This window comes from Brachybacterium sp. AOP42-C2-15 (assembly GCF_052377065.1).
In the GTDB taxonomy this organism is placed as follows: domain Bacteria; phylum Actinomycetota; class Actinomycetes; order Actinomycetales; family Dermabacteraceae; genus Brachybacterium.
On record NZ_JBQSWK010000004.1, the window covers coordinates 159,013 to 172,663 of the forward strand.

Sequence of the window (13,651 nt, forward strand, 5' to 3'; positions counted from 1 at the left end):
GGAAGTACCGTCGGGCGCGGAAGTACCGCCGGGCGCAGAGGCGCCGTCGGACGCGAGAGTGCCGCCGGGCGCGAGAGTGCCGCCGGGCGCAGAGGCGCCGTCGGGCGCGGGGATTTCAGGGTTCTGGCTCATCACAGCTCCACCTCCGGGAGCGGGTTCTGCGGGGTGGTGCCGGCGCTGTTGACCGCCGCCTGACGGGAGCGCCTGCTGCGGCCGGTGGTCGGGGTGCGGTCATCGAAGCCTCGACCGAAGTGCTTCTCGAGGTAGTGCTGACCCACCATCAGCACGCTGGTGATCGCGAGGTACCACAGCGCGGCGACGATCAGCAGCGGGATCGGGGTGAACAGCTTGTTCGCGATGCCGTTGGTGGCGAAGGTGAGGTCGAGGGTGAACGGCACCGCGAGCACCAGCGAGGTGGTCTTGAGCATGCCGATCGTCTCGTTGCCGAGCGGCGGGACGATCACGCGCATCGCCTGCGGCACGATGATGCGGCGCAGGATCTTGCCGTTGCTCATGCCGAGGGCCTTGGATGCCTCGGTCTGCCCCTTGTCCACGGAGTTCAGGCCGGAGCGGATGATCTCGGCGAGATAGGCGCCCTCGTTCAGGCCCAGGCCGATCACGGCCGCCCAGAAGGCGGTGAGCAGGTCACGGGTGGAGAAGCTCAGCAGTTCGGGTCCGAACGGCACGCCGATCACGATCTTGGGCACGATCACCGTGAACAGGCCCCAGAACACGAGCTGGGTGTAGACCGGGATGCCACGGAAGACGAAGATGTATGCCCAGCTCACACCGCGCAGCACCGGGTTGTCGCTGCGGCGCATCACTGCTGCGGTCAGCGCCACGACGGTGCCCAGCACCATCGACAGCACCGTCAGCAGCAGCGTCCAGCCGACGCCCTGGATCACCTTGACGTCCAGCAGGTAGGTGGCCACGGTGCCCCATTCGAGCACCGGGTTGGTCACCAGGAACCAGATCAGTCCCAGGACCAGCAGGGCTGCGATGACGGCGGAGATCCAGGTGCCGGGGCGCGGGGCGGCCTTGGCGCGGATCGGGGAGAAACGCTCCGTCGCGGGCGGCGGGGCCGACGGGGACGGGGCGGGGGTCTGGGTGGTGCTCACGGCTGGGGGTTCACTTCCGCGGTCGGGATCAGGCCTGCTTCATTGCCCCATGCAGCGAGGATGCGCTCCATGTGGCCGGCGTCGATGAGGTGCTGGACGGCGGCGCGCAGGGCCTCGGCCAGCTCGGGCTGGTCCTTGGCGACGACGATGCCGTTCAGCGCCGATTCCTCGATCTCGCCGATCTCCTCGAGGGTCCCGCGCGAGCGGGCGATGGCGTAGGCGGTCACCGGGGAGTCGGCCATCAGGATGTCGCCCTTGCCGCCGGCGACGTTGGTCGCCGCATCGGAATTGGACGCATAGGCGAGCAGGTCATACGCCTCTGCGCCTCCGTCCCGGCACTCCTGGGAGCGCTCGATGGAGAGCTCCTCCTGGTAGGTGCCCACCTGGAGGGCGACCCGCTTGCCGCAGAGGTCGTCGGGATGGATGCCATAGGGGTTCCCGGCCTTCACGGCATAGGAGATGCCGGCCTGGAAGTAGGAGACCATGCTGACGGCCTCGAGCCGCTCCTCGTTGACGGTGAAGCTCGACATGCCGACGTCATAGGTGGAGCCGACGGCGGGGATGATCTGCGCGAACACCGCAGCCTCGGTGCGGGTGGTCAGCCCCAGCACCGCACCGATCCCGGCAAGGATGTCCATGTCGTAGCCGATCGCCTCGCCCGAGGAGCCCACGAACTCGCCCGGGGCGTAGTTCAGGGCCGCGCCGTTGACGAGCTCACCGCGCTCGCGGATCTCTGCCGGGACCAGCGCGGCGATCTCGGGCACCTCGGCGATGCCGGAAAGGTCGACCTCCGGCACGGCGTTGGACTCCGCATCCAGGCGCTCGGAGGCGCGGGTGCAGGAGGCCAGTGCCGAGGTCAGCACAGCCGTGGCCAGGGCCAGGGGCGCGGCGCGCAGCAGGGTGCGCCGTCGGGGGCGAGAAACAGTCACCGATGAATAGTATTCATAGGTTTGCATGGAAACAAGTTGCTGTCGCGCGATTCACCAGGGGCGTGACCGGCGGGGCCCAGCCGCCCCACCAGCTCAGCCTCCCAGCAGCTCAGCCGCCCCACCAGCTCAGCCGCCCAGTGCCATCCCGCCGGTGGTGGTCGCTACCTCGTCCTCGGCGTCCTCCGCCCCGCTCCCGGCGAGCTCCGACTCGGCGTCGATATCCACCGCCGCGCCCTCGAACTGCGAGCGGTACAGGCGGGCATAGGCGCCGCCGACGGCGAGCAGCTGCTCGTGGTCGCCCTGCTCGACGATGTCGCCGTCCTCCATCACCAGGATCAGATCCGCATCGCGGATGGTCGAGAGGCGGTGGGCGATCACGAAGGAGGTGCGCCCGGCGCGCAGCGCATTCATCGCCTTCTGCACGAGCACCTCGGTGCGGGTGTCCACGCTCGAGGTCGCCTCGTCGAGGATCAGCAGGCTGGGCCGGGCGAGGAAGGCACGGGCGATGGTCACCAGCTGCTTCTCACCGGCCGAGAGGGTGGTCTCGTCGTCGTCCACGACGGTGTCATAGCCCTCGGGCAGCTGCCGGGCGAAGTCGTCGACGTGGGTGGCGCGGGCCGCCTCGATGACCTCGTCGTCGCTCGCGTCCAGGCGGCCGTAGCGGATGTTCTCCATGAGCGAGCCCTTGAACAGCCAGGTGTCCTGGAGGACCATGCCGGTGCGCTCGCGCAGCTGGGCGCGGGTGAGGTCGCGGATGTCGATGCCGTCGATCGTGATCCGGCCGCCGTCGACCTCGTAGAACCGCATCACGAGGTTGACCAGAGTGGTCTTGCCCGCGCCCGTCGGCCCCACGATCGCGACCGTGTGCCCGGGGTCTGCGACCAGCGACAGGTCGCGGATCAGCTCGCGATCGGGGCTGTAGGAGAAAGCGACATGTTCGAACTCGACGCGTCCCTCGCCGATGCCGGCCGCGGCGGTGTCCACCGTGCTCTCCGGCTCCTGCTCCTCGGCATCCAGCAGCTCGAAGACCCGCTCGGCGCTGGCCACGCCCGACTGCAGCATCGTCGCCATCGAGGCGACCTGGCTGAGCGGCTGGGTGAACTGGCGGGAGTACTGGATGAAGGCCTGCACGTCGCCGAGGGTGAGCTGGCCGGAGATGATCCGCAGGCCGCCCACGATCGCGATCGCGACATAGCTGAGGTTCCCCACGAACATCATCAGCGGCATGATCAGCGAGGAGACGAACTGGGCGCCGAAGGTGGCGCGGAACAGGGTCTCGTTGCGCTCCTCGAACCGGGCGGCGACCTCGTCCCGTCGGCCGAAGACGGTCACCAGGCCGTGCCCGGTATATGCCTCCTCGACCTCGGAGTTCACCACGCCCGTGGCGTCCCACTGCTGGGCGAACAGCTTCTGCGCGCGCTTGCCGACGACGCTGGTCAGCACCAGCGCCACCGGGATCACCGCGAGCGCGATCAGGGAGAGCTGCCAGGAGATCGTGAACATCATGATCAGCACGCCGAACACGGTCAGGATCGAGTTCACGAGCCCGGTGACGGTGTTCATCAGGGTGTTCTGGATGTTGTCGATGTCGTTGGTGACGCGCGAGAGGATCTCCCCGCGCTTCATCTTGTCGAAGTAGGCCAGCGGCAGCCGGTGCAGCTTCTCCTCGATGTCGCGGCGCAGACGCGAGACCATGCGGTAGATGATCCGGTTCAGGGCGATGCCCTGCAGCCACATCAGCAGTGCGGAGACGGCGAAGAGGCCGACGGCGAGGCCGAGCGTCTGGTACAGCGCATCGAAGTCGATGCCCACCCCGGGGGTGAGGGTCATGCCTGAGAGCAGGTCAGCGAACTGCTCCTCGCCCTCGGCGCGCAGCTGCGCGATCACGTCCGCGGGGTCGGCCCCCGCGGGCAGATTCTTCGAGAGCAGGCCGGTGAAGATGATGTCGGTGGCGCGGCCCAGGATCTTGGGGCCGACCACGCTGAACGCCACCGAGATGACGCCGACGGCGATCGCGAGGAACAGGTAGACCCGCTCGGGCCCCATCTCCCGCAGCAGACGCTTCGTCGAGGGCCAGAAGTTCTTCGCGCTCTGACCGGGCCGCAGCCCGCGGGCGGCGTCCTTCTCGGCGGCGATCTCCGCCGCGGTGGACGCCTCGTCCCCGGCGGGGGTGGCAGGGTCAGGCGTGGGCTGGTTCTTCGGAGCAGTCATCAGGCCACCTCCTCCTCGACGCCCTGCGAGCGGACGATCTCCTGGTAGGTCTCCGAGCCCTCGAGCAGCTCGGCATGGGTGCCCTGATCGATGATCCGACCGTTGTCCAGCACCAGGATCAGATCCGCGGCGGTGATGGTCGAGACCCGCTGGGCGACGATCAGCATCAGGGCATCCTTCGTCTCCGGGACCAACGCGGCGCGCAGCCTCGCATCGGTGGTGAGGTCCAGCGCGCTGAACGAATCGTCGAACAGGTACAGGGACGGTTTCGCGACCAGCGCCCGGGCGATGCACAGCCGCTGCCGCTGCCCGCCGGAGACGTTGGTGCCGCCCTGCGCGATCGGGGACTCGAGCTCCGTGGGCATCGACGCCACGAAGTCACGACCCTGCGCGACGGTCAGCGCATGCCAGAGGTCCTGTTCGTCGGCCGTCGGATCCCCGAACCGCAGGTTCGAGGCGACCGTGCCGGAGAAGAGATAGGGCCGCTGCGGGACCAGGCCCACCCGATCCCAGAGCACCCGCGCGTCGAGATCGCGCACGTCGTGCCCGTTCAGCAGCACCCTGCCCTCGGTGGCGTCCATCAGGCGGGGCACCAGGTTGATCAGGGTGGTCTTGCCGGCGCCGGTGCCGCCGATGATCGCGACGGTCTGCCCGGCGCGGGCGGTGAAGGAGATGTCCTCGAGCACTGGACGCTCGGCGCCCGGATAGGTGAAGGAGACCTGGTCGAAGGTCAGCTCGACCGGGCCCTCGAGGTCGCGGATCCCGTCGGTGCGCTGGTGGACGCTGGTCTCGGTCTCGAGCACCTCGGTGATGCGGTCGGCGGAGACCATCGCGCGCGGGATCATCATCGTCATGAAGGTCGCCATCATCACCGCGATCAGGATCTGCATCAGGTAGGCGATGAAGGCGGTGATCGAGCCGATCTCCATCTGCCCCGAGTCGATGCGCGGCGCGGCGACCAGCAGCACCATCACGCTGGAGACGTTCAGGATGAACATGATGATCGGGTTGATCAGGATCATCAGCAGCCCGATCCGACGGTTCAGGTCGGTGAGTTGGTCGTTGACCACCGCGTAGCGCTCCCGCTCGCGGTCCTCGCGCACGAAGGCGCGCAGCACCCGGATGCCGGTGATCTGCTCGCGCAGCACCCCGTTGATGTCGTCGATCTTGCCCTGCATCTGCTTGAACAGCGGCGCGGCCTTGAAGATCAGGATGCCGACGGCGATAAGCATCACCGGCACCATCACCGCGATCAGCCAGGCCATCCCCGGCTCCACGCGCAGCGCCAGGATCACGCCGCCCACCCCGGTCACCGGGGCCTGGACCAGCATGTTCAGGCTGAAGAAGACCAGCATCTGCACCTGCTGGACGTCATTGGTGGAACGGGTGATCAGCGAGGGGGTGCCGAATTCGGCGAGTTCGCGCGGGGAGAAGGAGCTGACACGCCCGAACACCGTCGAACGCAGATCCTTGCCGACCCGCATCGCGGAGCGCGCGGCGAAGTAATTCGCCACCACCAGCGCGATGATGTTGCCGAAGGAGATGACCAGCATCAGTCGGCCGAGCTGCCAGATCACGGGCACATCAGCCTTGGCGACACCATCATCGATGATGTCCGCGTTCAGGGTGGGCAGGTAGAGCGCAGCCAGCACGCCGACGATCTGGAAGAGCACCACGAGGAGCACCCAGATCCAGTACGGCTTCAGGCCCCTCAGCACCAGGCGCAGCAGGGTCACAGGATTCCTTCCGAAGGGCCGACGGCGCCGGGCACGGACCTGTCGACCCGGGAAGCATAGGCTTTCCCGGCGTCTCACCGCATCCGACTTAGGGCGGATCCGCGCAGGGCGGAACAGTCGGACGGAACGGTGGGGTGGAACCGGGATCCGGGGCCGACGGGCGGGGTCGGGCGCGCGTGCGCGACGGTCGGACGCCCGTGGACGGGGACCGGCCGCACGTGGCGGCGACCACCTCTCCCCCTGCCCGCCCAGAGGTGTCGTCTACCGTGGGGCGGGTGAATCGACCAGTCCAACGCCTCATCATCATCGCGCTCGCGGTCCTGCTGGTGGTCCCCCTCGGAGTGATGGGGATCGGTCAGCTGATGGGGCCGGGCGCTGAACAGCAGACGGCCGAGAACTCGCAGAGCGCTGAGAGCCCGGAGGACCGGCCGACCGCGGACCCCGCCGCGCAGCCGCCGCGCCCCGAGCTGCCCCGCCCCGCCGAGCCCGCCGGACTCACGGAGCAGAGCGCCGAGGGCGCACAGGCCACACTCACCTACCTGCTCGAGTCCTACGACTACATGATGAGCAGCGGCGATGTCTCCGTCTGGGAGGACTCCATCGATCCCAACTGCCAGGTGTGCGTGAGCTTCCTCAGCAATGCAGAGACGCTCGCCGCGCAGGGCGGCTATCTCGTGGACGGGGCCTTCGTGATCCACTCGACGTCCTTCGAGGGCACCGGCGAGCCTCCGGCCACCGGGACCGTGGTCGCCGACTTCGCCCAGGAGGAGTCCATTCTGGTGGACGACCCGGACCTGCAGGCCACTCAGCTCACCGAGGTGACCGGCCAGCTGATCGCCACCATCGCCTGGGACGGTGAGCGCTGGCGCATCACCGACATGAGCATCGCTCCTCCGGCCGATGAGACCGGCGGGCCAGTCGGGCCCTCCGACTCCGGCGGGGCCGGCGGCGCAGGCGGGGCGGGAGGCTGAGCCCCAGGCTCCACGCTCCGCCAGCCCACTGAACCTCTCGTCCGCCAGCCACCCTCTCCACGCCTCTCCCACCCCTCTCTCCACCACTTTTTGGGCACCTCTCTCCACCCCTCTCTGGGCGCCTCCCTCCGCACCTCTCTTGGCTACTGGCAGGTATCCCCTCTGAACTGTCACTTCGGGGCCCTCTCACCGACAGCTGAGAGGGGATGCTCCGGACAGATCACGTCGATCCCCTCTCTACTGTCGCCTGCACGCTCGCCAAGCGACAGCTGAGACGGGACGCCACGTCACACCCGGTCGTCACGCCCTGGTGGGCTCCCTTGCCCTCAGCCTCGCCCTGGGCTGTGCTGGGCTCGGCTGGGCTGGGCTGGGATGGGCTGGACTGGGCTGGGCTGGGCTGGGCTGGACTGGACCGGGCACCTGTCCAGGGTCCGTTCCTCCCCAATCCGGGAATGTGGATGGCGCAGAGGCACTGCCCACCTCCGAAGGCACCCTGAGGACATGACGCCTCGACCGGCTCCGCTCCCCGCCTCGCTTCAGTGGCGTGTCTTCACCCGCACTGAGGCACTTCGCGCGGGGGTCTCCCCGGAGCGCCTGCGGCGCAAGGACCTCACCGTGCTCCGGCCGGGTTGCTCTCTCGCACGGGCTGGAAACTCACGGAGCAAGACATCGCCGCCGCGATCTGCCGGGAGGACCCGGCTGCCGTAGTCGTCGGCCTCTCCGCCGCGCGGATGCAGAGCTTCCCGCTCTCTCTCGACCCAGAGTCCTGGTCATCCAGCAGTCCGGTGCACTTCTCCATATCCGGTGGGCGTGCGGGTTCCGATGAGGTCGTCCGCTGGCACGAGTTCGTCCTCGATGCCGCTCAGGTGCGCTCGGCGAGGTACCGGCTCGCGCCGGAACCTGACGGTTCCGAGCTCCCGTTGGCACAGGTGCGGTTGACGACCCGTGCCCGGACCTGGCGTGATCTGGCCGCCGCACTCCCCCATTTATGGCTGGTCGCGATCGGAGATCACCTGGTGCGGATTCCGCGTCCCGGCCTCGAGCAGGGGAGAACCGAACCCTGGTGCACGATCGAGGAGCTGCGCCAGCTCTGCACCGGCCGTCATGCCGCAGCGCTGCGTCGGGCTCTCGAGGACGTGCGCATCGGCGCCGGCTCCCCGCGGGAGACTCTTCTCCGCATGGCGTTCGCCCGCGCGGGGCTGCCGACGCCGCAGCTCAATGTCCCGCTGATCGGGACGGACGGGGTGTCGCGTCATGAGCCGGATTTCCTCTGGCCCGAGTATCGCGTCTGCGTCGAGTACGAGGGCCAGGGAAAGGGAAAGTTGCAGGGTCACAACGACCCGAAGCAGATCGAGAGGGACATCGAGCGCGCTCGCCGTGCGGCCCAGGCGGGGTGGCTGGAGGTGCGGCTGTACAGCAAGGACGTCGGCGAGGACTGCGCGAGCGCCCTCCGCATTGTCCGCGAGGCGCTGTCCGCCCGTGGGTGGCGCCCATAGGTGGCGGACTCCGTTCGTACGCACGGCGCACCCACCCGCGTCGGCGACAGGGTCGGGGTCGGCGAGGGCGACGGCGACGGGGTCGGCGACGGGGTCGGCGACGGCCATCCCATCGATCCCCTCTCTGCTGTCGCCGGAGCACTTGCCAAGCAACAGCTGAGAGGGGACCGGGGGTGATGCCTACGTCCTGGGGTGATGCCTACTTGATGCCGCTCATCATCACTCCGCGCACGAAGTAGCGCTGGAGGAAGATGAACACGAGCAGGGCGGGGATGAACATGACCACGGCCGAGGCCATCAGGGTCGCGAGGGAGACGTTCTGCTCCTGGAGGCTGTTGAGTCCGACGGTGAGGACGTAGTTGTCCGGGGACTGCTGGGCGACCAGGGGCCAGAGGAAGTCGTTCCAATGCCACAGGAACACAAAGGTCCCCAGGGTCGCGAGGATCGGTTTGGTCTGGGGCAGGATGATCGACCAGTAGACCCGCAGCTCTCCAGCACCGTCGATCTTCGCCGCGTCGATCAGCTCATCGGGGATGTCCTGGATGAACTGACGCATCAGGAACATCGCCTGCGCGTTGGCGACGGTGGGCAGGATCAGGCCCCACATCGAGTCCAGGCCACCGATCTGGCCCACCAGCAGGTACTGCGGGATGATCGTGAGCTGGTACGGGATCATCAGCATCGCGATGAACACCCAGAAGATCACCTCGCGGCCCAGGAACTTCTTCTTCGCGAAGGCGTACCCGGCCATCGAGGCGAACAACAGCACCAGCACCACCGAGACCACCGCGTAGATGGTGGTGTTCACCGCCCAGCGCGGGATGTGAGAGCTGCGCAGCGCCTGCCGATACGCCTCCAGCGACAGGTCGGCGTTGAAGAAGATGTCGGGGACCTGCACCGGGATCCCCGGGTGCAGGGAGATGATCACCATCGCCAGGAACGGGAACAGCGTCACCAACCCGATCACCGCGAGCGGGATATGGATCAGATGCTTCCGGGCCCGCACTCCCAGCGGTGCCCGCCGGCGCAGCCCCGGCCCGCGACGCCCGCCAGCACCTGCAGCGCTCGAAGCAGTGGAAGTGTTCGAAGTGGTGGAAGTAGAGGTCATGAGTTGTTCCCTCCCACGAGGCGGCGCTGGATCAGGGACAGCACCAGCGTGATCACCAGCAGCACCACACCCACGGCGCTGGCATACCCGAACTCGAAGTATCCGAAGCCCTGGTCGAAGATCATGAAGGTCATGGTGTAGGAGCCGCGGGCAGGGCCACCACCGGTCATCACGTAGATGATGTCGAAGGCCTGGAAGCTCTTGACGGTCTCCAGCACCAGCACGAAGAACAGCGCCGGCTTCAGCAGCGGCAGCGTGATGTATCGGAACCGCTGCCAGGCCGACGTGCCGTCCAGCTCGGCGGCTTCGTAGTAGTCCGGCGGGATCGCGAGCATCCCCGCGAGCAGGATCAGCATGTTGTAGCCGAAGCTGCCCCACGCCGCGACCAGCGCCAGAGCGGGCAGGACCAGCACCTGATGCTGGAGCCAGGAGCCCAGCTCCACCCCGAGCAGGCCGAGGGTCTCATCGATCGGGCCGCCACCGGAGAACAGCCACACGAAGATGATCCCCGAGATCACCGGCGAGGTCACCACCGGCAGGAAGAACAGCGCCCGGTAGAACGACATCCCCCGCATCGTGCGGTTGCACAACTGCGCCATGAACAGCGACAGCACCACCGACAACGGGATCGCCAGCACCGCATAGATCGCGGTGACCTGCAGCGAATGCCAGAACACATCGTCCTGGAACAGGCGCGTGAAATTCTCCAGCCCCACGAACTTGAACCGCCCCGACAGCGAGAAGTCACCCAGGCTCAGCACGATCCCGTAGAGCGCCGGGATGATGCGGAACGCCAGGAAGAACGCCACATACGGGAAGATGAACGCATACGCGATCAGCGCCCCACGGGACGTTGCCAGCTCCCGCCATGACGCCACCCGAGGCGTGACGACAGAAGGCTCGACGTCGTCGGCCGGGGTATCGGTGGTGCCGGGTGCCACGGACGTGGACATGCGGCTCCTCTCAGGACTGCGGCGCGCCGGGCACGTGGTGCTCGTGCACGTGGTGCTGGTGTGCCCGGCGCGCGGATCGGGTGTGGTCAGCCTCGCGCGAGCAGCTCGTTGACGGTGGTCTCCATGGTGTCGAGCGCCTCCTGCGGGTCCTTGCCCTGCAGCAGCACCGCCTGGATCTCGGGCTTCATCACGTCGATGATCTCCCGGGCCTTGGGGTGGATGATGCCGGCGTTGACCACGTCGAGGTACTGCTCGAACTCCGCGACCTGCTCATCGTCGTCATGGATCCCGGTGACGTCGGTGCGCGGGGAGTAGTAGACGAACTCCGAGCACACGAACTCGATGAAGTCGGGCTCGGTGAGGTGGTGGACCCAGGCGGCCGCGGCCTCGGGAGCCTCGGTGGTGTTGAAGATCGACAGTGCGCCGACGGAGCCGATCGCGACCTGCTCCTTGTACGTCAGCGGCGGCAGGATGGTCAGCGGATCCTTGAGCACCGCGCGGACCGAGCCGATGTTGCTGCCCATGCTGTACGCGACCTTGCCCTGGGCGAGGTCGGTCTGCTCGAAGGGGAGCACCACGCTGATCGGCTCTTTGGGTGCCCAGCCGTTGTCGACGATCTCCTTGACGAACTCGAGCGCCTCGAGGCCCTCGGGGCTGTTGAAGGCCGCGGTGCTCATGTCCTCGCTGAGCACCTCTCCACCGGCCTGCCAGAGGTACATGTAGTAGTTGTGGTTCAAAGTGGCGTCGCCGCTGTACTCCAGCAGGTAGTAGTCCTTCTCCTTCGCGGCGGCGCCCACGGCGCGCAGCTCGTCCCAGGTGGTGGGCCCCTCCATGCCGATCTCGTCGAGGACCTTCTGATTGGCGAAGGTCTGCGAGGCCTGCATCAGGATCGGGGCAGAGTAGAGGGAGCCCTCGTAGGTCATCGCTTCGAGCGAGGCGGGGACGAAGGCGCTGTCCCAGTCGTCGCGCAGATCATCGAGGTTCACGAGCAGGTCCTCGACGGCGAAGCGGGGCACGAAGTCGGGGTTGAAGTAGACGACGTCCGGGGCGTTGCCGCCGCTGATCGCGGTGGTCAGCTGCTCCTCGCGGTTGGCCCAGGGCTGCTGGACCACCTCGACGGTGACGTTGGGGTACTTCTCCTTGAAGGAGTCGACGTAGGGCTGGTAGGACTCGGCACTCGCGGAGTCGCTCAGCGGATAGATCCACATGACGATCGAGCCGGAGATGTCTTCCGAGCTCTCCGGCGGGGCCTCCGCGGTGTCACTGCCGCCACCACCACAGGCGGCCAGTCCGAGCGCGGCGGCGCCGGCTGCGCCGACACCCAGGGCGCTGCGGCGAGAGATTGTGTCGACCATGTCTCCTCCTTGAAACAGGCGGGTCACCGCCGGGCGGCAGGTGATGTGTCCCGGGACGTGCGTTCGGCCATCGACTCGTCGGGAGTGGCAGGGATCGACAGCGACCCGGCAACGATGACGGCAGCCGACGACGACGGCAAACGATTTCTATACGCTAGCCGGGGATGTGACCCAGGTCAACAACGAAGAGATCACGAGAGGGTCAAGCCGCGGCGGCGGCGGACTCAGCCAGCGGGGCCGTACTCAGCCAGCGGTGTCTGACTCAGACAGCGGTGCCCGGCTCTCCCGTCGGCCGATAGAGGAAGACGTCGGTGCGGTACGGGACCCCGACCACGTCCCCGGGGGCATGGCCCAGGTGCTCGTGCAGATACCAGTCGAGGTTCGCGAGCACCTTCGACCGGCGCTCCTCGGGGGCGGTGATGACGTAGCTGCGGGTGCGGGCCAGATCGATGACGTCCTGCGTGGGCATCGGGTCCTCCCAGCGGTGCAGGCTGCGCCCGGTGAGCTCGAGGCCTGGTCCGACGGTGGGCAGGAAGTCCTCGCGGTGGATGTCGCCGGCGTGCATGATCCGGGAGAGGCGATGGACCCAGGGGATCGTCACATCGAGCATGTTCCACACCAGCGCGAGCACGCCCCCGGGCGCCATCAGCCGCACTACTTCGGCCGACGCCGCTTCGGCATCGAACCAGTGCCAGGCCTGGGCGACGGTGATCAGCGCGGCGGAACTCGCGGGCAGGCCCGTGTCCTCCGCAGGGGCCACGCGGGTGGTGACGGCACGGCCAGCGAACGGGGGCGGGCCCGTCGGCCTGCGGCGCAGTGCGGTCTCGAGCATGGCGGGGCTGGTGTCCACAGCGGTGACGTCCAGCCCTCGTCCGGCAAGCGCCCAGGACAGCTTCCCCGTCCCGGCACCGAGGTCGATCGCACGCACCGCGGTACTGCCGGGAGGCGCCGCGACCTGGGCGAGGAACACGTCGAGCACGGCGTCCGGATAGCCGGGGCGCAAGCGGTCATAGTCCTCACCCTGCTCCTGAAAAGCGGCGGCGAGCGCCCTCTTCCGCTCGGCGCTGCCGAAGCGGGGCGCGTCGCGCGAGGAGATCGGGGGGACCGGCGGGTTCCGCGGATCGGACGAGTTCAGCGCATCAGGCACGACCGAATCCTAGGACCTCGCCGTCGGTGGGGAATCGCGCCCGCGCAGCACGAGCCTGCTCAGTACGTGTCCTGGGACATCCCGGCGGCGAGGGCCAGCACGGCAGTGGCGAGCGCCAGGGCGAGGCAGGGCAGCACGAGCACCCAGCCTCGCACCCCGCGTCGGCGCACGAGCCCCCATCCCCCGAGCGCGAGGGCGATGGCCGCGAGGAGGAGGGCGAGGGCACCGAGCGGCGTGAGCAGCAGAGAGGGCAGGTGCCAGTCATGATGTTCGGTGGCCACTGTCGAATCTGGCGCCGGCAAGTAGTACGTGACGCGGGCGGATTCGAAGACGAGCGCCGTGACCACGCCCGACCACGCGGCGCCGAGCGCGCCCAGCACGATCGACAGTGCAGCGAAGACGGTGCGGCGCCGCGACGTCACCCCAGGCACAGACGCCACCCCAGGCTCATGAGGACTCTCGAGGTGCTCCGCGCTCACTGCTCTGCTCCCCCGGGTCGATGGCGATTGCTGCTGCGTCGTGGGACCCGGTGGGCCGGACGCCTCGGGACGCTGCCATGGGGAGTTCTCCCCCTGGTGGCGGCCCTCTCCCCGCCATACTCTAGCGACCGAGGAGAAGGGGGACGTC

11 protein-coding genes are annotated in these 13,651 nt (G+C 68.1%); 2 read left to right on the plus strand and 9 right to left on the minus strand.

From position 1 onward, the window contains the following. Window positions 1-131: 131 nt before the first annotated feature. The 4 genes from ACT3SQ_RS03835 to ACT3SQ_RS03850 form a co-directional block, all read right to left on the minus strand. A complete protein-coding gene (locus ACT3SQ_RS03835) occupies window positions 132-1,118 on the minus strand; it encodes an amino acid ABC transporter permease (protein ID WP_444502350.1) in 987 nt (328 codons plus the stop codon). Continuing rightward, on the minus strand, window positions 1,115-2,047 hold the full coding sequence (locus ACT3SQ_RS03840; protein ID WP_442332933.1) for an ABC transporter substrate-binding protein: 933 nt from the start codon (window positions 2,045-2,047) through the stop codon (window positions 1,115-1,117). The genes ACT3SQ_RS03835 and ACT3SQ_RS03840 overlap by 4 nt, the downstream gene beginning before the upstream one ends. A gap of 126 nt (window positions 2,048-2,173) precedes the next feature. Continuing rightward, complete coding sequence (locus tag ACT3SQ_RS03845) at window positions 2,174-4,258, minus strand: ABC transporter ATP-binding protein (protein WP_444600836.1); 2,085 nt, start codon at window positions 4,256-4,258, stop codon at window positions 2,174-2,176. Further along, the gene (locus tag ACT3SQ_RS03850; protein ID WP_444502352.1) at window positions 4,258-5,994 is read right to left on the minus strand and encodes an ABC transporter ATP-binding protein; all 1,737 of its coding nucleotides are present in this window, start codon (window positions 5,992-5,994) and stop codon (window positions 4,258-4,260) included. Before ACT3SQ_RS03850 ends, ACT3SQ_RS03845 begins: the two co-directional genes overlap by 1 nt. 275 nt (window positions 5,995-6,269) lie before the next feature. Here ACT3SQ_RS03850 and ACT3SQ_RS03855 point away from each other — a divergent pair, with 275 nt between their 5' ends. Together ACT3SQ_RS03855 and ACT3SQ_RS03860 are read left to right on the plus strand one after the other, a co-directional pair. Further along, on the plus strand, window positions 6,270-6,965 hold the full coding sequence (locus tag ACT3SQ_RS03855) for a DUF6318 family protein (protein WP_441445002.1): 696 nt from the start codon (window positions 6,270-6,272) through the stop codon (window positions 6,963-6,965). Window positions 6,966-7,750: 785 nt separating this feature from the next. Then, window positions 7,751-8,461: a hypothetical protein gene (locus ACT3SQ_RS03860; RefSeq protein ID WP_441445003.1), complete on the plus strand. Its 711-nt coding sequence runs from the start codon at window positions 7,751-7,753 to the stop codon at window positions 8,459-8,461. 199 nt (window positions 8,462-8,660) lie between these two features. Here ACT3SQ_RS03860 and ACT3SQ_RS03865 read toward each other — a convergent pair whose 3' ends face one another. The 5 genes from ACT3SQ_RS03865 to ACT3SQ_RS03885 form a co-directional block, all read right to left on the minus strand. Next, complete coding sequence (locus ACT3SQ_RS03865) at window positions 8,661-9,569, minus strand: carbohydrate ABC transporter permease (RefSeq protein WP_444502353.1); 909 nt, start codon at window positions 9,567-9,569, stop codon at window positions 8,661-8,663. Next, window positions 9,566-10,522: a carbohydrate ABC transporter permease gene (locus ACT3SQ_RS03870; protein ID WP_441445005.1), complete on the minus strand. Its 957-nt coding sequence runs from the start codon at window positions 10,520-10,522 to the stop codon at window positions 9,566-9,568. The genes ACT3SQ_RS03865 and ACT3SQ_RS03870 overlap by 4 nt, the downstream gene beginning before the upstream one ends. Window positions 10,523-10,608: 86 nt before the next feature. Beyond that, entirely contained in the window at window positions 10,609-11,877 is a 1,269-nt protein-coding gene (locus ACT3SQ_RS03875; RefSeq protein WP_441445006.1) for an ABC transporter substrate-binding protein, read from the minus strand. A gap of 262 nt (window positions 11,878-12,139) precedes the next feature. Further along, the gene (locus ACT3SQ_RS03880; protein ID WP_441445007.1) at window positions 12,140-13,024 is read right to left on the minus strand and encodes a class I SAM-dependent methyltransferase; all 885 of its coding nucleotides are present in this window, start codon (window positions 13,022-13,024) and stop codon (window positions 12,140-12,142) included. Window positions 13,025-13,083: 59 nt separating this feature from the next. Further along, the gene (locus tag ACT3SQ_RS03885) at window positions 13,084-13,464 is read right to left on the minus strand and encodes a hypothetical protein (RefSeq protein WP_441445008.1); all 381 of its coding nucleotides are present in this window, start codon (window positions 13,462-13,464) and stop codon (window positions 13,084-13,086) included. Window positions 13,465-13,651 lie beyond the last annotated feature (187 nt).

Coding starts and splice junctions, on each gene's coding strand:
- ACT3SQ_RS03875 (WP_441445006.1), bottom strand. CDS start 11,877: ATGGTCGACACAATCTCTCGCCGCAGCGCCCTGGGTGTCGGCGCAGCC.
- ACT3SQ_RS03865 (WP_444502353.1), bottom strand. CDS start 9,569: ATGACCTCTACTTCCACCACTTCGAACACTTCCACTGCTTCGAGCGCT.
- ACT3SQ_RS03845 (WP_444600836.1), bottom strand. CDS start 4,258: ATGACTGCTCCGAAGAACCAGCCCACGCCTGACCCTGCCACCCCCGCC.
- ACT3SQ_RS03870 (WP_441445005.1), bottom strand. CDS start 10,522: ATGTCCACGTCCGTGGCACCCGGCACCACCGATACCCCGGCCGACGAC.